Source organism: Ferrovibrio sp. (assembly GCF_025869515.1).
Lineage (GTDB): Bacteria > Pseudomonadota > Alphaproteobacteria > Ferrovibrionales > Ferrovibrionaceae > Ferrovibrio.
Genome location: NZ_JAOZVR010000008.1, coordinates 14,359 through 32,155 on the forward strand (window position 1 = coordinate 14,359; position 17,797 = coordinate 32,155).

19 protein-coding genes are annotated in these 17,797 nt (G+C 64.5%); 1 reads left to right on the top strand and 18 read right to left on the bottom strand.

From position 1 onward, the window contains the following. Positions 1–11 precede the first annotated feature (11 nt). From OJJ21_RS00890 to OJJ21_RS00925, 8 genes are all read right to left on the bottom strand, one after another. A complete protein-coding gene (locus OJJ21_RS00890) occupies positions 12–476 on the bottom strand; it encodes a tripartite tricarboxylate transporter TctB family protein (RefSeq protein WP_297682397.1) in 465 nt (154 codons plus the stop codon). Between the two features lie 104 nt (positions 477–580). Beyond that, positions 581–1,555, bottom strand: a complete 975-nt coding sequence (locus tag OJJ21_RS00895) for a tripartite tricarboxylate transporter substrate binding protein BugD (protein ID WP_297682399.1) — start codon at positions 1,553–1,555, stop codon at positions 581–583. Positions 1,556–1,717: 162 nt separating this feature from the next. Beyond that, on the bottom strand, positions 1,718–2,542 hold the full coding sequence (locus OJJ21_RS00900) for a division plane positioning ATPase MipZ (RefSeq protein ID WP_297682401.1): 825 nt from the start codon (positions 2,540–2,542) through the stop codon (positions 1,718–1,720). A gap of 36 nt (positions 2,543–2,578) precedes the next feature. Further along, positions 2,579–2,998: a DUF1489 domain-containing protein gene (locus OJJ21_RS00905; RefSeq protein ID WP_297682403.1), complete on the bottom strand. Its 420-nt coding sequence runs from the start codon at positions 2,996–2,998 to the stop codon at positions 2,579–2,581. A 7-nt stretch (positions 2,999–3,005) separates the two neighbouring features. After that, a complete protein-coding gene (locus tag OJJ21_RS00910) occupies positions 3,006–3,911 on the bottom strand; it encodes a hydroxymethylglutaryl-CoA lyase (protein ID WP_297682405.1) in 906 nt (301 codons plus the stop codon). A 1-nt stretch (position 3,912) separates the two neighbouring features. After that, positions 3,913–5,931, bottom strand: coding sequence for an acetyl/propionyl/methylcrotonyl-CoA carboxylase subunit alpha (locus OJJ21_RS00915; RefSeq protein WP_297682407.1), 2,019 nt, complete (start codon positions 5,929–5,931; stop codon positions 3,913–3,915). A 16-nt stretch (positions 5,932–5,947) separates the two neighbouring features. Next, positions 5,948–6,757, bottom strand: a complete 810-nt coding sequence (locus tag OJJ21_RS00920) for an enoyl-CoA hydratase/isomerase family protein (RefSeq protein ID WP_297682409.1) — start codon at positions 6,755–6,757, stop codon at positions 5,948–5,950. Between the two features lie 10 nt (positions 6,758–6,767). Continuing rightward, a complete protein-coding gene (locus OJJ21_RS00925; protein ID WP_297682411.1) occupies positions 6,768–8,375 on the bottom strand; it encodes a carboxyl transferase domain-containing protein in 1,608 nt (535 codons plus the stop codon). 165 nt (positions 8,376–8,540) lie between these two features. Between OJJ21_RS00925 and OJJ21_RS00930 the strand changes: the two genes are divergently transcribed. After that, positions 8,541–9,326, top strand: coding sequence for an SDR family oxidoreductase (locus OJJ21_RS00930; RefSeq protein WP_297682413.1), 786 nt, complete (start codon positions 8,541–8,543; stop codon positions 9,324–9,326). Here the strand turns inward: OJJ21_RS00930 and OJJ21_RS00935 are convergent. From OJJ21_RS00935 to OJJ21_RS00980, 10 genes are all read right to left on the bottom strand, one after another. Beyond that, entirely contained in the window at positions 9,311–10,279 is a 969-nt protein-coding gene (locus OJJ21_RS00935; RefSeq protein WP_297682415.1) for a DMT family transporter, read from the bottom strand. The genes OJJ21_RS00930 and OJJ21_RS00935 overlap by 16 nt on opposite strands. Positions 10,280–10,287: 8 nt before the next feature. Further along, positions 10,288–10,893 (bottom strand): 2-hydroxychromene-2-carboxylate isomerase, encoded by a 606-nt coding sequence (locus tag OJJ21_RS00940; RefSeq protein WP_297682417.1) that lies wholly within the window; start codon positions 10,891–10,893, stop codon positions 10,288–10,290. A 32-nt stretch (positions 10,894–10,925) separates the two neighbouring features. Further along, a complete protein-coding gene (locus OJJ21_RS00945) occupies positions 10,926–11,531 on the bottom strand; it encodes a 2-hydroxychromene-2-carboxylate isomerase (protein ID WP_297682419.1) in 606 nt (201 codons plus the stop codon). A 29-nt stretch (positions 11,532–11,560) separates the two neighbouring features. Beyond that, positions 11,561–13,342 (bottom strand): potassium/proton antiporter, encoded by a 1,782-nt coding sequence (locus tag OJJ21_RS00950; protein WP_297682421.1) that lies wholly within the window; start codon positions 13,340–13,342, stop codon positions 11,561–11,563. A gap of 19 nt (positions 13,343–13,361) precedes the next feature. Continuing rightward, on the bottom strand, positions 13,362–14,510 hold the full coding sequence (locus OJJ21_RS00955) for an acyl-CoA dehydrogenase family protein (protein ID WP_297682566.1): 1,149 nt from the start codon (positions 14,508–14,510) through the stop codon (positions 13,362–13,364). Positions 14,511–14,519: 9 nt separating this feature from the next. Then, the gene (locus OJJ21_RS00960; protein ID WP_297682423.1) at positions 14,520–14,906 is read right to left on the bottom strand and encodes a RidA family protein; all 387 of its coding nucleotides are present in this window, start codon (positions 14,904–14,906) and stop codon (positions 14,520–14,522) included. Between the two features lie 2 nt (positions 14,907–14,908). Beyond that, positions 14,909–15,529: a hypothetical protein gene (locus OJJ21_RS00965; RefSeq protein ID WP_297682425.1), complete on the bottom strand. Its 621-nt coding sequence runs from the start codon at positions 15,527–15,529 to the stop codon at positions 14,909–14,911. Continuing rightward, entirely contained in the window at positions 15,526–16,698 is a 1,173-nt protein-coding gene (locus OJJ21_RS00970) for an isovaleryl-CoA dehydrogenase (protein ID WP_297682426.1), read from the bottom strand. The genes OJJ21_RS00965 and OJJ21_RS00970 overlap by 4 nt, the downstream gene beginning before the upstream one ends. Before the next feature lie 73 nt (positions 16,699–16,771). After that, the gene (locus OJJ21_RS00975) at positions 16,772–17,242 is read right to left on the bottom strand and encodes a PaaI family thioesterase (protein ID WP_297682569.1); all 471 of its coding nucleotides are present in this window, start codon (positions 17,240–17,242) and stop codon (positions 16,772–16,774) included. A gap of 2 nt (positions 17,243–17,244) precedes the next feature. Beyond that, positions 17,245–17,697, bottom strand: a complete 453-nt coding sequence (locus tag OJJ21_RS00980; RefSeq protein WP_297682428.1) for an acyl-CoA thioesterase — start codon at positions 17,695–17,697, stop codon at positions 17,245–17,247. Between the last annotated feature and the right edge of the window lie 100 nt (positions 17,698–17,797).

A 17,797-nucleotide genomic window follows, 5' to 3' on the forward strand; every position in this document is an offset into this window, starting at 1 on the left:
GCTCGTTCTCCTCAACCACCAAGCCACGGCCCGCGAACCGGCATCGGCAGGCCCAGAGCGTAGACAAAGACAACAACACAGAACACCGCCATGCCGATGGCCAGCACCAGTGTCGGCTTCCAGTTGAAGCGCTGGCTGGCAAAGGCGCTGATGGCGACCAGCAATGCCGTCGCAAGCGGCACGCCGGCATTGCGCACCAGCAGGCCGAACAGCAGCGTGGACGCGATCACCAGCACCAGGCCTTTGAGCGTAAAGCCGCGCATCGGCTCCTCGGCAACCGCGATACCGCGCGCAGCGATGAAGATGCCGATGGCGATCAGAATGCCGGACAGGATGATCGGGAAAAAGGCCGGGCCCATGCGGCGCGCCGTGCCGAAACCATAGTCCTGCGCGATCCACATAAAGGCCGCACCGAATACAATGAACAGCAGACCAGAGTAGAAATCCTTCTGGTTGCGTATACTTAAACCCGACATTCCTTCCCCCTGTACCGGCAACTGCAGTGGCGGATGTTGTACAAGGGGCGCCCTGCCGCAGAAAGGCAGGGCGCCCCAAGTTTTACGCGAATGCTATGCGTCGATCAGTCGGCGTATTCGCCAGCCGCCTTGATGACCGGCGCCCATTTGGCAATCTCGGCCTTGAGATGCGCACCCAGCGCCGCCGGGGTCGCACGATCCTGCGCCACCGGTTCGGTGCCCAGTTCGGCAAACCGCTTCACCACAGTCTCATCTTTCAGCGCCACCTTCAGGGCTGCCGACAGCTTGTCGATGGCGGCCTTCGGGGTGCCCTTCGGCGCGTATACGCCATGCCAGATGGAGACTTCGAAGCCCTTGATGCCGGCCTCGTCCATGGTCGGCAGATCGGGCAGCGACGGCACACGGGTCTTGGTGGTCACCGCATAGGCCTTGATCTTGCCGCCCTTGATCTGACCGGTGGTGTTGGTGGTCTGGTCGCACATCAGGTCGATCTGGCCGCCGAGCAAATCGTTCATTGCCGGGCCGGTGCCCTTATAGGCCACGGTGGTCATCTGGGCCTTGATGGCGCTCATGAACATCAGGCCGCAGAGATGCGAAGCGGCGCCGATGCCGGCATTGCCATAGGACACCTTGTCCTTGTTCTGCTGCACGTAAGCGACGAGTTCCTTGAAATCCTTCGGCGGCAGATCCTTCTTCGCCACCATGGTCATCGGCACGTCGGTCACCAGACCGACCGGCTCGAAGTCGTTGATGGTGTCGTAAGGCAGCTTGCGATACAGCGTGGCGCTGGTGGCATGGCCGATATGATGCAGGAGGACAGTGTAGCCATCCGGCGCGGCGCGGGCTACCCGGCCGGCACCCAGCGTACCGCCGGCACCGCCGACGTTTTCAACGATCACTTGCTGCTTCAGCGCAGTACTCATCGCCTGGCCGACCAGGCGAGCGACAGTATCAGTCGGACCGCCGGCGGCGAACGGCACCACGATGGTGACGGTCTTGTTCGGAAAATCCTGAGCATGGGCGGTGGCGCCGGTCAGCATCAGTGCGGCACCGGCAAGCAGCGATAGTGTCGTCTTCATAGGTTCTCCCCGTAAGAACTGCGTTCGGAACACGTCCCGAATTGATCGCTGTATAAAGCACAGATCGGGTACTTCCTCCAAGGGAAAGCAAGGCGTTTTCTATATCTTGTGAAGCCGAATCCCGTCGCTTGTGCAGTGCAGCATGCCGCTGTTTAAGGCAGATCAGTCTTCCGTGATCAGGTTGAGGCCGAGCAGCAAAGCTCGCACTTCCTGCCGCGCAGCTGCCTGCGCCATGTTCAGCCCCGCCGCGGTGCCCGAAAGGCTGGCGCGATCGAGGTCCATCAAGGTCAGGCCACTGAGAAAAAGTTCGCGGAAAATCACACGTTCCGACAGGCCGGGTAAAAAGCGGAAACCGATCCGCTTCTCCAGCGCCTGCAGCACATGACCGACATTGCGCTTGTTGCGGGCATCGAGATGCGACAGGCGGTTGCGGATCACCACCCAGTCGACGCTCTGGCGATCACGCGCCAGGCGCTGCTTGCGCTGTTCCCAAACCATCACGGCATACCGGCTCGGCCTGATCACCTTCAGCGTGTCGGGATCGACACTGGCCAGCAAATCCACATCAATGAAACTGTCATTTACCGGAGTCACCAGCAGATCGGCATGGGAATGGCCGACCCGCGCCAGATTGGTATCGCTGCCCGGGCAATCGACCAGGATGAAATCATGCCGGACCGACAATTCCTCGATCGCGGCAACGAACCGCGCGGCTTCGTCTTCGGCCGCCTCGGCCTTCAGCGGCAGATCGCTTTCCATGATCACCCGATGCACAGGCATGGCGAGCGGCAGGTTGTGCCTGGCAATGAAGGCCTGCCGGTTTTCCAGGTAGCGGGTCAGGGTGCGCTGCTTGCCATCCAGATCGATGGCGGCAATCCGCCCGCCCTCGGCCAGCACGGCGATCAGGATATGCATCGCCGTGGTCGACTTGCCCGAGCCGCCCTTCTCGTTGCCGACAACAATAATGCGCGGCCGCTGAGCGGTCATGGCGACTCCGGAACTGACAAACGGGACGCTTTGATATTACAGCAGGCCGAGATCGCGCAACTCGGCCAGAAGTTTCGGCGGCAGGTCGGCGGCCCCCTTGCCGGCATCGGCCACATCGGGCGGTGCGTCTTCCGCCTCCAGGTAGCGCCAGCCCTGATGCGGCCGGCGCGGCAGCGGCAGCACCGGAATCAATTGCGTCTTCATCACGATGCCGCAATGCGGCCCCTTGTTCTCCAGCACGGCCTCTTCCAGCCGCACGATGGGGCAACGCACCGCAATGGCGCCCTTGACGATCCAGTAGAGCGAACCGCCGTCCAGCACTTCGGCCGCGCGTTTGGGCATATGGCGGGTGTAATGCGTGAAGGTTTTTCCGGCCTTGCGGCGCACCTTCATGCGCTCGCGGAAATGCTCCAGGCTTTCGATGCCGACGGCGATCTTGAGAAGATGGACTGGCACCAGACACTCACAGGCATTTGGATTTGAGCGCGCGCGCAACGCGCGACACCGGCGGGCGGCCCAGCCGATCGGAAATCCACCAGGCGGTCTGCACCAGTTTTTTCAGATCGACGCCGGTTTCGATACCCATGCCATCCAGCATGTAGACCAGATCCTCGGTGGCGACATTGCCGGTAGCGCCCGGCGCATAGGGGCAGCCGCCAAGGCCGGCCACCGATGCGTCATGCCGCGCGATGCCGCATTCCAGCGCCGCCAGGGTATTGGCCAGTGCCTGACCATAGGTATCGTGGAAATGGCCGCCGAGTTTGTCCACCGGCACCAGTTTGGTGCAGGCCTCGATCATCGCCTTCACCTTGCCCGGCGTGCCGACGCCGATGGTATCGCCGAGGCCGACATCGTCGCAGCCCAGATCGATCATCTGCTTCGTCACCTTAGCCGTCTGTTCCGGCGCGATATCGCCCTCGAAGGGACAGCCGACCACGACCGAAACGAAACCGCGCACCTTGACGCCATCGCGCTTCGCCGCCTCGACCACCGGGCGGAAACGCTCGATACTCTCATCAATGCTGCAGTTGATGTTCTTCTTCGAGAAGCTTTCGCTCGCGGCGGCGAATACGCCGATGGCTTCGGCCCCGGCGGCGCGCGCACCCTCGTAGCCTTTCATGTTGGGCGTGAGTACCTGATAGATCACGCCGGGCCGGCGCGTCATCTGCGCCATCACCGCCTCATGGTCGCCCATCTGCGGCACCCATTTCGGCGATACGAAGCTGGTCGCCTCGATATGCGTGAGGCCGCACTCGGCCAGGCGGTCGATCAGTTCGACCTTCACCTCGGTCGGCACCACGCCCGGCTCGTTCTGCAGCCCGTCGCGCGGCCCGGCTTCCCACAGAATCACTTTGGGCGGCATTGCCATCTCAGCTCTCCGCCTCGATCTGCAGCAGCGCGGCACCTTCCGGCACCTGTTCGCCGGCGCGGAAATTCACCTTGGCGACCACGCCCTTGCCCGGTGCACTGATGGTGTGTTCCATCTTCATCGCTTCAAGGATCATCAGCGCCTGGCCCTTGTCGACTGTGGCGCCCTCTTCGACCAGCACCTGCACGACCTTGCCCGGCATTGGCGCGGTCAGCTGGCCGCTGCCTGCCTCGTCCAGATCGCCGGCCGCACGCGGATCGACAATGGTGAGCCGATGCGTCTCGCCCGGCAGCAGCACGATCACATCGTCCTCCTGCCGCACGATGCCGGCACGCAGGCGGCGGCCGTCGATCACGGCATCCAGGCTGCCATCGCCGTCAAGATCACCCTGCACCAGCACATGCCCTTCGGGGCCATGCACACGCAGGGCACCGCCGGCCAGATATTCGATGCGGCAGACGATATCGGTATCGCGTTCGCGCACCGCCAGTTCATCCCAGCCCCGGTCATTCAGACGCCAGCCATCGACGGCGGCCCAGGGCGACCAGGGATCGCCGCTCTGCGTCGCACGGCGGGTCACTGCCTCGCGGCGCTCCAGCGTCACGGCAAGGGCCGCGAGTGCCAATATAGCCGTCGAAGCCTGCGTCGGCGGCGGCAGCAGGTCGGCACGGAAGCGTTCGATGAAACCGGTATCGAGATCGCCGTCAACAAAGGCTTTATGCCCGGCCAGCGCGATCAGGAAAGCCGTATTGGTGGCAACGCCGGCGATCTGATACTGCGCCAGCGCCTGGCGCAGACGGCGCAGCGCCGCGCGGCGGTCGGTATCCCAGACGATCAGCTTGGCGATCATCGGGTCGTAATACGGCGTGACGGAATCGCCCTCGCGCACGCCGGTATCGACGCGCACATGGGCATCCTCGGCCGGCGCGCGCAGGCGATGCAGGGTGCCGACCGACGGCAGGAAATTCTTCTGCGGGTCTTCGGCATAGATGCGCGCTTCGACCGCATGCCCGCTGATCTCCAGCGCGTCCTGGGCCAGCGGCAGCCTGCCGCCGGCGGCGACATCCAGCTGCCAGGCAACCAGATCCTGGCCGGTGATCATCTCGGTGACCGGATGCTCGACCTGCAGACGGGTGTTCATTTCCATGAAGTAGAAGCGGTCGGGCCGAAGTCCATCCGACACATCGGCGATGAATTCCACTGTCCCGGCGCCGACATAGCCGATCGCCTTGGCCGCCGCCACGGCGGCCTCGCCCATCGCCTTGCGCATGGCCGACGGCATGTCCGGGGCCGGCGCCTCCTCCAGAACTTTCTGGTGGCGACGCTGCACCGAACAGTCGCGCTCGAACAGATGCACGGCATTGCCGTGGCTGTCGGCGAAAACCTGGATCTCGATATGCCGCGGCTTGATCAGATACTTTTCCAGCAGCACCTTGTCGTCGCCGAAGGCATTGGCGCCTTCGCGCTGGGCGCCGGCCAGCGCGGTCGCGAATTCCTTTGCGCTGTCGACCCGGCGCATGCCCTTGCCGCCGCCGCCGGCCACCGCCTTGATCAGTACCGGATAGCCGATCCGCTCGGCTTCCTTCGCCAGCAGCTCGGGCGACTGGTCGTCGCCGTGATAGCCCGGCACCACCGGTACCCTGGCTTTTTCCATCAGCGCCTTGGCGGCGCCTTTCAGGCCCATCGCCTCGATGGCGGTCGGTGGCGGGCCGATGAAGACGATGCCCGCCTCGGCGCAGGCGCGGGCGAAAGCGGCATTCTCCGACAGGAAGCCATAGCCGGGATGGATCGCCTGCGCGCCGGTCAGCCTGGCCGCATTGATGATCCGCTCGGGCAGCAGGTAGCTCTCGCGCACCGGCGCGGCGCCGATATGCACCGCCTCGTCGGCCATGGCGACATGACGCGCATTGGCATCGGCATCGGAATAGACCGCCACGGTGGCGACGCCCATCTGGCGGGCGGTGCGGATCACCCGGCAGGCAATCTCGCCACGATTGGCAATCAGGATCTTGCGGAACACGATACGATCGCCCCTCTTATGACTGCGCCCAACCGGGCTTGCGCTTGTCGAAGAAAGCCGCCAGCCCTTCCTGGCCTTCCGCGCTGGCGCGGCGGTCAGCGATATTCTGCGCAGTGAACTGCATCAGCTCTTCGTCCACGCTGCGGCCGGTCACGCGGCTGACCAGTATCTTGCTGTCGCGGATCGCGCCGGGCGCCCCCTGTAGCAGCATGCCGATCAGCTCGACGCCGCGGGTTTCCAGCGCGCCTTCGTCGGCGACCACCTCATGGATCAGGCCGATCCGGCAGGCGTCGTCGGCGCCGAAGCGCTCGGCGGTGAGAAAATAGCGCCGGGCCTGGCGCGGACCGATGGCAGCCACCACATAAGGCGAGATCGTCGCCGGGGTCAGGCCGAGCCGCACTTCGGTGAGCGCGAACTGCGCGCCCCTGGTCGCCACCACCATATCGGCAGCCGACGCCAGACCGGTGCCGCCAGCCATGCAGTTACCATGCACCAGCGCCAGTGTCGCCTGCGGCAGGTCGTTCAGCTTTTTCAGCATGCGCGCCATGTTCATGGTGCTGGCGCGGTTCTGTTCCGGCGTCGCCTGGCCGGATTTGCGCATCCAGTCGAGATCACCGCCGGCGGAAAAGCTCTTGCCCGCGCCCTTCAGCACCACGACCCGGACATCCTTGCGCACGGCCAGATCGTCCCAGATCCTGGTCAGGCCGAGGATCACATCGTCGTTGAAGGCATTGTGTATCTGCGGCCGGTTCAGTGTCACGGTGGCGACACCGCGGCCGTCGATATCGAACAGGATGATCTGGTCGGTCCCGAGTTGATCTGTCATGGGCGCGGCCTCACATCCGGAAGACGCCGAACTTCGTCGGCTCGATGGGCGCGTTATGCGCGGTGCTGAGGCCGAGCGCCAGCACGGTGCGGGTATCGACCGGATCGATGATGCCATCGTCCCACAGCCGGGCCGAAGCATAGTAGGGATGGCCCTGGCGGTCGTACTGGGCGCGGATCGGATTCTTGAAGGCCTCTTCCTCGTCCTTCGACCAATCGCCGCCACCGGCCTCGATACCATCGCGCTTCACGGTCGCCAGCACGCTGGCCGCCTGCTCGCCGCCCATCACCGAGACGCGGGCATTGGGCCACATGAACAGCAGTCGCGGGCTGAAAGCCCGGCCGCACATGCCGTAATTGCCGGCGCCGTAGGAACCACCGATGATGACGGTGAATTTCGGCACGCGCGCCGTCGAAACGGCAGTCACCAGCTTGGCGCCGTCCTTGGCGATGCCACCGGATTCGTATTTCTTGCCGACCATGAAACCGGTGATGTTCTGCAGGAAGATCAGCGGGATGTTGCGCTGACAGCACAGTTCAATGAAATGCGCGCCCTTCAGCGAGCTTTCCGAGAACAGGATGCCGTTATTGGCGATGATGCCGACCGGGTAGCCGTGGATACGGGCGAAACCGCAGACCAGCGTGGTGCCGTACAGCTTCTTGAATTCATCCAGTTCGGAATCGTCGACGATGCGCGCGATGATTTCACGGACGTCGAAGGGGATGCGGCCGTCCTTCGGGATCACGCCATAGAGTTCTGCCGGGTCATAGCGCGGCGGCAATGGCGCGCGCACATCGCCCGACACCTGCTTCACGGTGTTGAGATTGCCGACGATCTTGCGGGCCAGGCCAAGCGCATGGGCATCATTCATGGCGTAGTGATCGCTGACGCCAGAGGTGCGCGCATGCACATCGGCGCCGCCGAGGTCTTCGGCCGACACCACTTCGCCGGTCGCCGCCTTCACCAGCGGCGGACCAGCCAGGAAGATGGTGCCCTGGTTGCGCACGATGATCGACTCATCCGACATGGCCGGCACATAGGCGCCGCCAGCGGTGCAGGACCCCATCACCACGGCGATCTGCGGGATACCGGCCGCCGACATATTGGCCTGGTTGTAGAAAATACGGCCGAAATGCTCGCGGTCGGGAAACACCTCGTCCCAGGTCGGCAGGTTGGCACCGCCGGAATCGACCAGGTACAGGCAGGGCAGCCGGTTCTGCAGCGCGATCTCCTGCGCCCGCAGATGCTTCTTCACGGTCATGGGAAAATACGTGCCGCCCTTCACGGTGGCATCGTTGCAGACGATCACGCATTCGCGGCCCATCACCCGGCCGATGCCGGTGATCACCCCTGCCGCAGCGATATCACCGCCATACATGTCATAAGCGGCGAACTGGCTCAGTTCCAGGAAGGGCGAGCCGGGATCCAGCAGCGTCCGCACGCGGTCGCGCGGCAGCAGCTTGCCACGGGCGAGATGCTTTTCGCGGGCCTTGTCGCCGCCGCCCTGCTTGATCTGGTGGACTTTGGCTTTCAGGTCGTCGACCAGCGCCTGCATCTGGGCGGCATTGTCGCGGAAAGCGGCCGAACGGGTATCGAGTTGGCTGGTGAGCGCGCTCATGGCAAGGCGTCTGATTCTCGTTCTCGGGCGGTGATGGCAACGACCATGCCAGCGCCCCCGCAGGGCTGCAAGGGGTGCCGGCCGAAAAGGATGCGCGGTGCAGGACAACCTGTTAATTTCACCACTCTATCTATTGGCTGCATCGATAAAAACTATGGAGGAACCATGGCCGGCAAAGGCTTCGATCTCAGCGGCAAGGTTGCGCTCGTCACCGGCGGCAATGGCGGCATCGGTCTGGGGATGGCCGAAGGGCTGGCGCAGGCCGGCTGCGGCCTGGTGATCTGGGGCGGCAACCCGGACAAGAATGCGGCAGCCGAAAAGAAACTGAAGGCCTATGGCCACCGCGTGCTGGTGCAGAAGGTGAATGTCGCCGACGAGGCACAGGTCGAGGCCGGGTTCGCCGAGGCCCTGAAGCAGATGGGCCGCATCGACGGCTGCTTCGCCAATGCCGGCGTCAGCCAGAAACGCGCCGCCTTCCATGAACTCAGCACCGAGGAATGGCGTCGCGTTCTGTCGGTCAACCTCGACGGGGCCTTCTTCTGCCTGCGCGCCGCCGCCCGCCACATGGTCGAGCGCAGCAAGAATGGCGACACCGCCGGTGGCCGCCTGGTCGGCATGGCCAGCACGGCTTCCGTGCATGGCGCGGCCCGGGCGCAGTCCTATGCCGCCAGCAAGGGCGCGATGGTATCGATCATTCGCGCACTGGCGGTGGAAATGGCGCGTTATGGCGTGACCGCGAATTCCATCCTGCCCGGCTGGATCGAAACCGAGATGACGGCGGCCGGCGTGGCCGATCCGAAATTCAGCGGCAATGTGCTGCCGCGCATTCCGGCGCGGCGCTGGGGTCAGGGGTCGGATTTCGCCGGCATCGCCACCTACATCATGAGCGAGACCAGCCAGTATCACACCGGCGACAGCTTCGTGATCGACGGCGCCTACACCATCTTCTGAGCGGCTGCCTTCTGACGGGCCTGGGCGGCCTGCACGCCCAGCCACTGCATGCGGATCACGCCGGCGAGGATCAGCACCCCGCCGGCGACCTGCTGCAGGGTGATTGTGCTGCCGAAAAACAGCGCTGCCACCACCACCGAGAAGACCGGCGCCAGGCTGGTGTAAAGCGTCGCCACCGGCACGCCGACATGGCTGACGCCGTAATTCCAGAACAGAATCGCCAGCCCCGCCCCGCCGATGCCGACCCAGGCCAGCATGCCGAGCGCCGCGGGCGATGGCATCTCGGTCGGCAGCCGCGCCGGCGTGATGGTCGCCAGCACCACGAACAGGCCGCAGATCAGCAACCCGCCGGCCAGCGAGGTCAGGCAGGTGATGCGCATGTTGCTCCAGCCCAGCGGGGCGAGCCATGCCTGCACCTTGAGCGAATAGAAACTCCAGCTTGCCATGGCGCCGACCAGCATGGCCTCGCCCAGGTAGCTGAATTCACCCGGGCCGCCGGCTTTCGGGCGTACCGCATCCAGCGCCACCAGCGCCGCGCCGATCACGGCGCAGATCGCGGCCGGCCAGAAACCGCGTGCCAGCGGCACCCGCAGCATCAGCTTGGTCATCAGCGCCGCCACCAGCGGGCCGCAGCTCATGGCAATCGCCGCCCGCACCGGCTCTGACAGCATGATGCCGACGGTATAAAAAATGGAGAAGCAGGCCATGACGAAGCCGAGCTTCGCCACCACAGCCCAGGGCACCGGCGCGCGGAAGGGCGAGGCGCGGTCGAAGACCAGAACCATGCCGATCAGCAGCGGCGCCGGAATCAGGTAGCGGATCGCCGACATGAAAAACGGATCGATATGCTTCGTCGCCAGCACATGCGTCATCGGGATCATCGCGCCCCAGAGCAGCGCCGTGGCGATCAGGCCGGCGACGGCGAGCGCGCCGCCGGCAGCTTTGTCTGTCATCGTCAGGGTTACTTCTTATGGGCCTGCGTCAGCCAGCGGTCGATATGGTCGATGCGATCCGAACCCCAGAACATCTCGTCATCGACAATGAAGGTCGGCGTGCCAAAGGCCTTGAGTTCAATCGCCTCGGCGGTGGCATCCAGCACCGCCTGGCGTGCGTTGGCGTCTTCGGCCGCCTTCGCGATCTCGGCTTCGGGCACACCGGCCACATGCACCACGGTCTTGAGGTGTTCGGGCGTGGCGATGTCCTTCCCCTCGCCCCAGTATTGCTTGAACGCCGCCTTGGCGAAGGCCACCGCCTTGGTCGGATTCTGCTCCTTCAGCCGATAGAACAGCAGGCGCGGCAGCTTGGCATCGGTGGGAAACGGAGTGGGCGTGGTGACAATGGGCAGGCCGGCGAGTTTGGCCGAGCGCGTCCAGTCATGCTCCATGTAATCCATCTTCACCTTCGGAAACGGCGTGCGATCCGGAATCGCCTTCCACAGATGGCCGATCGAAACCGGCCGCCAGTCGACACTGCGATTGTGCTTGCGCGCCACCGCCTCGATCAGGTTGGCGCCGATATAGGCGTAAGGCGAGGTGAAATCCCAGTAGAAAATGATCTGCTTGGCCATGGCGAGGTTTCCTCTGTTTTCTTTGTTATGGGTTACCAGCCGCCGCGTGACAGCCAGCGGTCGATCTGGTCAAGACGGTCGGCGCCCCAGAAGGGTTCGCCGTCGACAAAGGTATAGGGCGAGCCGAAGACACCGCGATGCTGGATCGCGTCTTCGGTCACCTCGCGCAGCTTCGCCTTGATCTCCGGGCTTTCGATCCCGGCCAGGAAAGCCTTGCGGTCGATGCCGAGTGCGGTGGCGATATCGGCCAGCACCTCCGCCGAGGAAATATCCTGCCCCTCCACGAAATAGGCGGCATAGACCGCCCTGGCAAAGGGCACGGCCTTGTCCGGGGCCGCCTGTTTCAGCCAGTAGGTGCCGCGACATGCCCCCTGCGTGGGCAGCGGAAAGACCGCCGGCATGTGGAAGGCGATACCATGTTCGCGCGCACTGCGCTTGAAATCATGCGTCGAGTATTTGCCCTTGAGCGGATAGTCGGTGAGCGGCTGGGTGCCGGCGACCTTGAACACGGCACCGAGCAGCATCGGCCGCCAGTCGACACTGCGGCCATGCTTGGCTGCCAGCGCATCGATGCGCTGCGCGGCGATATAGCCGTAGGGCGAGGAAAAATCGAAATAGAATTCCAGTGGCGCGGCCATCCGGGCCTCCCTTGCGTTTTTTTTACAATTCAGTCGAACCCGAAAGCCCGGCGGAAGCCGCGCAGGATCGGATGCTCCTCGGGTTCCAGTTCGATGCCGACCGAGGTGATGCGGTCGTTACGGATTTCGCGCACCACCAGTTCCACCGGGCCCCAGCGCAGGCGGTCGCCGACCACCGGCCGGTGGCGCAGGCGACGGCGCACATAGGCGCCGACCGGCTCGTTGCGATCCTTCTCTTCCACCGGCAGGCCGTAAAGCAGGGCCACCTCACCCAGCAGCGTATCGCCGGTCAGCACGAACTCGCCGAACACCTCCTCGCCGCGTTCGCGCCGCTTGCGCTGGCGTTTCGACGGCTCGCGCGCGGTGAACAGGCGGTCGAGCGAAAAGAACTGCTCGGCCGGCGCCAGCACCAGCAGGTAGTCCCCGGCCTCCAGATGCTCCAGCCTGTTACGGTCCATCACGGTGCCGTCGCGGATCACGGTGATGATGCGGCAGCGTCGCGGCAGCGGGATCTCGTTGAAGCGATAGCCCAGTGCCGGCGCTTCCGCCTCCAGCCGGTAGCTGGCGACATCGCGGTCGGCGGTGGAGCCGAGATCGAGATCGGTGCGGCTGACGGCCTCCGGCTTGGGCGGCAGTTCAAGACCGAAGAAGCGTGCCACCGGTGCAATCGTCCAACCCTGCAGGGTGAGCGAGGCCAGCACGCAGACGAAGGCGGCCGTCACATACAGCTCGGAATTGGGCAGGTTGGCCAGCACCGGAATGGTGGCCAGGAAAATCGGCACCGCGCCGCGCAGGCCGACCCAGGAGATGAAGCCGATCTCGCGCATGGTGTAACGGAACGGCAGCAGACAGAGCAGCACCGCCAGCGGCCGCGCCAGCAGAATCAGAATGCCGGCAACGACGCCGCTGCCGGCGGCATAGGGTTTCATATCCTCCGGCGTCATCAGCAGGCCGAGCAAAAGGAACATGACGATCTGGCTGAGCCAGCTCAGACCGTCGTAAAAGCGCAGGATCACCTGCGCGCCGCGATGGCGCCGGTTGCCCAGCACCAGGCCGGCGACATACACCGCGACATATCCGGAAGCATGCACGAAATACGCGCCTGAGAAGATCAGCAGGGCCGCCGCCATGGCGACGATGGGATACAGGCCGCCGGCGACCGACACCCGGTTGAACAGCGCCACCAGCAGGAAACCGCCGACCAGGCCGACGAGCAGACCGCCCAGCATCTCGGCGACGAACTGCAGCAGCAGTTGCAGCGTGTCCGGCGGCTGGCCGTGCCGCAGCAGCTCTACCGCCATCATAGTGAGGAAGATCGCCATCGGATCGTTGATGCCGGACTCGACTTCCAGCGTGCCGCTGACGCGTTTCTGCAGCGCCAGGCCCTTGGTGTTGAGCAGGAAGAATACGGCCGCCGCATCGGTGGAGCCGACGATGGCGCCGACCAGGAAGGATTGCAGCAGGTTCAGGTCGAAGGCGTAATGCGCCGCCAGCCCGACGATGGCAGCCGTGCCGACCACACCCACGGTGGCCAGTACGAAGGCCGGCCCCACGACCAGCCGCACGGTGGCGAAATGCGTACGCAGCCCGCCATCGAACAGGATGATGCCCAGCGCCGCGGACCCGACCGAGTAGGTGAGCTGGTAGTCGCGAAAGACGATGCCGCCGGGTCCGCCCTCGCCGGCCAGCAGACCAAGGCCGAGGAAGACCAGCAGGAAGGGAACGCCGAAACGGCTCGACGCCGACCCGGCGAAGATGCTCACCAGGACCAACAGGGATGCGATAAACAGAATCTCGTTGGCCTGGTACAACTGTCCTCTTTCCCGTTCCCTAGCTTCCGGCGGCGTTTCCGGCGATGGCGCGGCTGATCACCAGCCGCTGCACATCGCTGGTGCCTTCGTAAATCTGACAGACACGGACATCCCGGTAGATGCGCTCGACCGGAAAATCGGCCAAATAGCCGTAACCGCCGTGAATCTGGATGGCGTCGGAGCATACCCGTTCGGCCATTTCAGACGCAAACAATTTGGCCATGCTGGCCTCTTTCAGGCAGGGCTGACCGGCATCCTTCAGCCGCGCGGCGTTCAGCAGCAGCTGATGCGCCGCCTCGATGCGGGTCGCCATGTCGGCGAGCCGGAAAGCCACCGCCTGGTGATTGATGATGGCGGTGCCGAAAGCCTCACGCTGGCCTGCATACAGCCGCGCCGCGTCGAAGGCGGCCCGCGCCATGCCGGTGGCCTGGGCGGCGATGCCGATGCGACCGGATTCCAGGTTTGCGAGTGCGATGCGATAGCCCTCGCCCTCGGTGCCCAGCAGGGCATCCTCGGGCACGGTCACATCCTCCAGCACGATCTGGCAGGTATCGGAGCATTTCTGGCCCAGCTTGCGCTCGATACTGGCCACGCGGTAGCCTGGCGTATCCGTCGGCACCAGGAAGCAGGAGATGCCACGCTTGCCCTGGCCCGGATCGCTGACGGCGAAGACCAGCGCCAGTTTGGCGATCGAGCCCGAGGTGATGAACTGCTTCACCCCGTTGATGATCCATTTGCCGCCCTCGCGCCGGGCGCGCGTCTTCAGCGCCGAGGCATCCGAGCCGGCCTGCGGCTCGGTCAGGCAGAAGGCGCCGATCCATTCGCCGCGCGCCAGCGGCTTCAGATAGCGCTCTTTCTGCTGCAGCGAGCCGTAGCGCAGCAGGGCTGCGCAGACAGGGGAGTTGTTGACGGACATGATCGTGCTGACGGCACCATCGCCGGCGGCGATCTCTTCCAGCGCCAGCACATAGGCGACGAAATCGGCCCCTGCCCCGCCCCATTGCTCCGGCACGCCCATGCCCATCAGGCCAAGCTCGCCCATGGCGCGCAGCAGGGCGACCGGGGGGTCTGCCGTCTGGTCGCGCGCGGCGGCACCGGGCGCCAGCTTCTCCTGGGCGAAATCCCGCGCCATGTCGCGGATCATCTGCTGCTCTTCGGTCAGCATGATGTCTCTCCCTTATGCCTGTCTGCGGGCGGTCACTTCGATTTCCAGCTTCATCTTCGGATCGATCAGCTGGCAGAGCAGCGCGGTGGCTGCCGGCAGCGCCTTGGCGAAATGCCGGCCGCAGATCGGGGCGATCAGCTCGAAGATGCTCGCATCGGTCAGGTAGTAATGCACCCTCACCACATCATCCAGGCTGCTGCCGGCCTGGGCCAGTGCGGCGGCGATATTGCGGAAGATCTGTTCGCACTGCGCCACCGGATCGTCGCTGATCGTCATGGTGGCGTAATCGTAACCGGTGGTGCCCGAAACATGAATCCAGTCGCCGTCGACCACGGCGCGCGAATACCCCATGGTCTTTTCAAACGTCGATCCCGACGAAATGCGGCGCCGTTCGCTCATCTCTATTCCTTCCGTAATACCAGTTTCACGCCGGCGGCATAGACCAGCACCTGTTCCGCGGTCAGCGGCCGGCCCGCCGCGGCGCAATAGACGCCGTCGAGGCGCTGGCTGCCCTCCGTCAGCGGCTCGTCCTTGGCCAGTTTGGCCTGACTGCTGGCGACCTGCGGCTGCGCATAGAAGCCAAGCGCCACGCATTGCCGCGTGCCGAGATCGAAACGCCGGCTCAGCACCGCACCATTCGGCGTCGCGATTTTCGCGTCCTGTGCCTGACTGGCTTGCGGCTTCGGCGCTTCCAGCCCGTTCAGCACCGTGGTGGCGAAGCGGATCAGGTCGACCGGGCCACTGAGGAAATGATCCTCCTCGCTCAGGTCGCGCAGCACCGCGATGGCGAAACTGCCGGCCGGCTTCTGCGCCTTCCACAGATAACGCTCCAGCCGGTATCCCAGCGGCGAAGAAAAGGACTCCGCAATCTGCGGCGCCGCAGTCAGGCCTTCGGCCTCCCAGCGCACACGCTGTTCTGCGGCCCCGATAGCCTCCCAGCGCACATCGGCTTCATCGGACGCCCGGGCAGACAGTGGTGCCAGGGCCAGACAGGCGACAGCAATACGGTAAAACAGCTTCACTTCGTCTCCTCGAAGATTTCGCGACCGATCAGCATCCGCCGGATTTCCGAGGTGCCGGCACCGATCTCATACAGCTTGGCATCGCGCAGCAGGCGGCCGGTCGGATAGTCGTTGATATAGCCATTCCCGCCGAGAATCTGGATCGCATCCAGCGCCAGCTTGGTGGCCTTTTCGGCGGCGAACAGGATGGCACCGGCGGCATCCTTGCGCGTGGTCAGCCCGCGGTCGCAGGCTTTCGCCACTGTGTAGACATAGGCACGCGCCGCATTCATCTCGGTATACATGTCGGCGACCTTGCCCTGGATCAGCTGGAAGCTGCCGATCGACTGGCCGAACTGCTTGCGCTCGTGGATATAGGGCAGCACCACGTCCATCGCCGCCTGCATGATGCCGAGCGGCCCGGCGGCCAGCACGGCGCGCTCGTAATCCAGGCCGCTCATCAGCACGTTGACGCCCTTGCCGACCTGGTTGAGTACGTTCTCTTCCGGCACCTCGCAGTCCTGGAATACCAGTTCGCCGGTATCGGAGCCGCGCATGCCCAGCTTGTCGAGCTTCTGCGCCGTCGAGAAACCCTTGAAACCCTTCTCCACCAGGAAGGCGGTGATGCCGCGGGCGCCGGCGGCCGGATCGGTCTTGGCATAGACCACCAGCACATCGGCGGTCGGTCCGTTGGTGATCCACATCTTGTTGCCGTTCAGGATGTAGCGGTCGCCCTTCTTGTCGGCGCGCAGCTTCATCGACACGACATCCGAGCCGGCATTCGGCTCGCTCATCGCCAGCGCGCCAAGATGCTCGCCGGAGATCAGCCTGGGCAGGTATTTCTTTTTCTGCGCCTCGTTGCCGTTGCGGCGGATCTGGTTGACGCAGAGATTGGAATGCGCGCCGTATGACAGCCCGACCGAGGCCGAGCCGCGGCTGACCTCCTCGACGGCAATGCAATGCTCCAGATAGCCCAGCCCGCTGCCGCCGTATTCCTCTTCCACGGTGATGCCATGCAGGCCGAGATCGCCCAGCTTGGTCCACAGGTCGCGCGGGAATTCGTTGGTCTTGTCGATCGCATCGGCGCGCGGCGCCAGCTCGTTGTCGACAAAGCCGCGCACCGACTGGCGCAGCATATCGGCAGTCTCGCCGAGCCCGAAGTCGAGCGTCGGATAGCTGTTGGAGATCATGGTTTTATACCCTTCTCGGAACGGACTCTGGCGGACTCTGAATCGGGGTGGCGGGAGTGTAGCGGATCGGGCGTCAGGATGCAGCCGTGCGGGGTGCGTCAGGACGCCCCAGCATGCACATCATGGTGGCCAGTCCCGTGGCGCAGTGCAGTATCTTCCCTGCTTTTTCGGCAAAGACGTCGAAACCCACGATGGTGAGCGTCTTGCCATGCCGGGTGACCTGGGCCCGGGCCAGCATCCGGTCGCCATCGGCCGGCGCCATCAGGTTCATCTTGTATTCCACAGTCAGCACCGTGGCATCGGCCGGGAACAGACTGTAGGCGGCGTATCCGGCGGCGGAATCGGCGATCATGCCGACAATACCCCCATGCACGAAGCCGTGCTGCTGGGTCACCTCCAGTTTGCGGGCCATCTCGACTTCGCAAAAACCGGGCTTCACCACGGTCAGCCGGGCGCCGATCAGGTGCATGGCCGGCTGGCGGTTGAAACTGTCTCGGCAGCGCGCCTCGAAAGCGGGATCGGCCGGCTTGAATTCGGACGGCATGTTCACGCGGCAGCCTCCTTTGGTGCCATCGGCGTGATGCCGAAGGTCTCGGCGACACGGGCGACGAAGCCGGATGGAAACGGCCGCGAGCGGCGCAGCACCGTATCGATGCAGACCCCGGTCAGCCGCGCCGACATCGCCAGTGTCTCGTCGCCCACGCGGATCAGGCGATGGCGGAACACGATCTTGCGCTCGCCGATGCTCTCCACCGTGCTTTCCATGCGTACCATGTCGCCACCACGCAGCTCGGCCCGGTAATCCACCTCGGCGCGCACCGCCGCCACCCCGGCATTCTCGGCCGCCGCCTGCTCGCGCGTCCAGCCATGCATGGCACTGAGACTGAAAGCCGCATCGCCGATCCAGCCCATGTAGAAACTGACATTCACATGGCCCAGATGGTCGCACTGCCAGGCCTGGGTCATCAGGCGCAGGGTTTCGACATAGCGCTCCGCCATGGCGCCCTCCTCTTGCTTGAACGGTTTCCTCTGCCTGCCGTGATAGCCCGGTTTATTGAATAGAGAAAATCAATTGTCTTTATATTCAAGATAGGTTTTC

Excerpts from the sequence above, each read along its gene's own strand:
- OJJ21_RS00970 (WP_297682426.1), bottom strand. The coding sequence starts at position 16,698 with ATGATCTCCAACAGCTATCCGACGCTCGACTTCGGGCTCGGCGAGACT.
- OJJ21_RS00925 (WP_297682411.1), bottom strand. The coding sequence starts at position 8,375 with ATGAGCGCGCTCACCAGCCAACTCGATACCCGTTCGGCCGCTTTCCGC.
- OJJ21_RS00920 (WP_297682409.1), bottom strand. The coding sequence starts at position 6,757 with ATGACAGATCAACTCGGGACCGACCAGATCATCCTGTTCGATATCGAC.
- OJJ21_RS00940 (WP_297682417.1), bottom strand. The coding sequence starts at position 10,893 with ATGGCCAAGCAGATCATTTTCTACTGGGATTTCACCTCGCCTTACGCC.
- OJJ21_RS00945 (WP_297682419.1), bottom strand. The coding sequence starts at position 11,531 with ATGGCCGCGCCACTGGAATTCTATTTCGATTTTTCCTCGCCCTACGGC.
- OJJ21_RS00960 (WP_297682423.1), bottom strand. The coding sequence starts at position 14,906 with ATGAGCGAACGGCGCCGCATTTCGTCGGGATCGACGTTTGAAAAGACC.
- OJJ21_RS00900 (WP_297682401.1), bottom strand. The coding sequence starts at position 2,542 with ATGACCGCTCAGCGGCCGCGCATTATTGTTGTCGGCAACGAGAAGGGC.
- OJJ21_RS00975 (WP_297682569.1), bottom strand. The coding sequence starts at position 17,242 with ATGCCGTCCGAATTCAAGCCGGCCGATCCCGCTTTCGAGGCGCGCTGC.
- OJJ21_RS00910 (WP_297682405.1), bottom strand. The coding sequence starts at position 3,911 with ATGGCAATGCCGCCCAAAGTGATTCTGTGGGAAGCCGGGCCGCGCGAC.
- OJJ21_RS00930 (WP_297682413.1), top strand. The coding sequence starts at position 8,541 with ATGGCCGGCAAAGGCTTCGATCTCAGCGGCAAGGTTGCGCTCGTCACC.
- OJJ21_RS00935 (WP_297682415.1), bottom strand. The coding sequence starts at position 10,279 with ATGACAGACAAAGCTGCCGGCGGCGCGCTCGCCGTCGCCGGCCTGATC.
- OJJ21_RS00980 (WP_297682428.1), bottom strand. The coding sequence starts at position 17,697 with ATGGCGGAGCGCTATGTCGAAACCCTGCGCCTGATGACCCAGGCCTGG.
- OJJ21_RS00890 (WP_297682397.1), bottom strand. The coding sequence starts at position 476 with ATGTCGGGTTTAAGTATACGCAACCAGAAGGATTTCTACTCTGGTCTG.
- OJJ21_RS00895 (WP_297682399.1), bottom strand. The coding sequence starts at position 1,555 with ATGAAGACGACACTATCGCTGCTTGCCGGTGCCGCACTGATGCTGACC.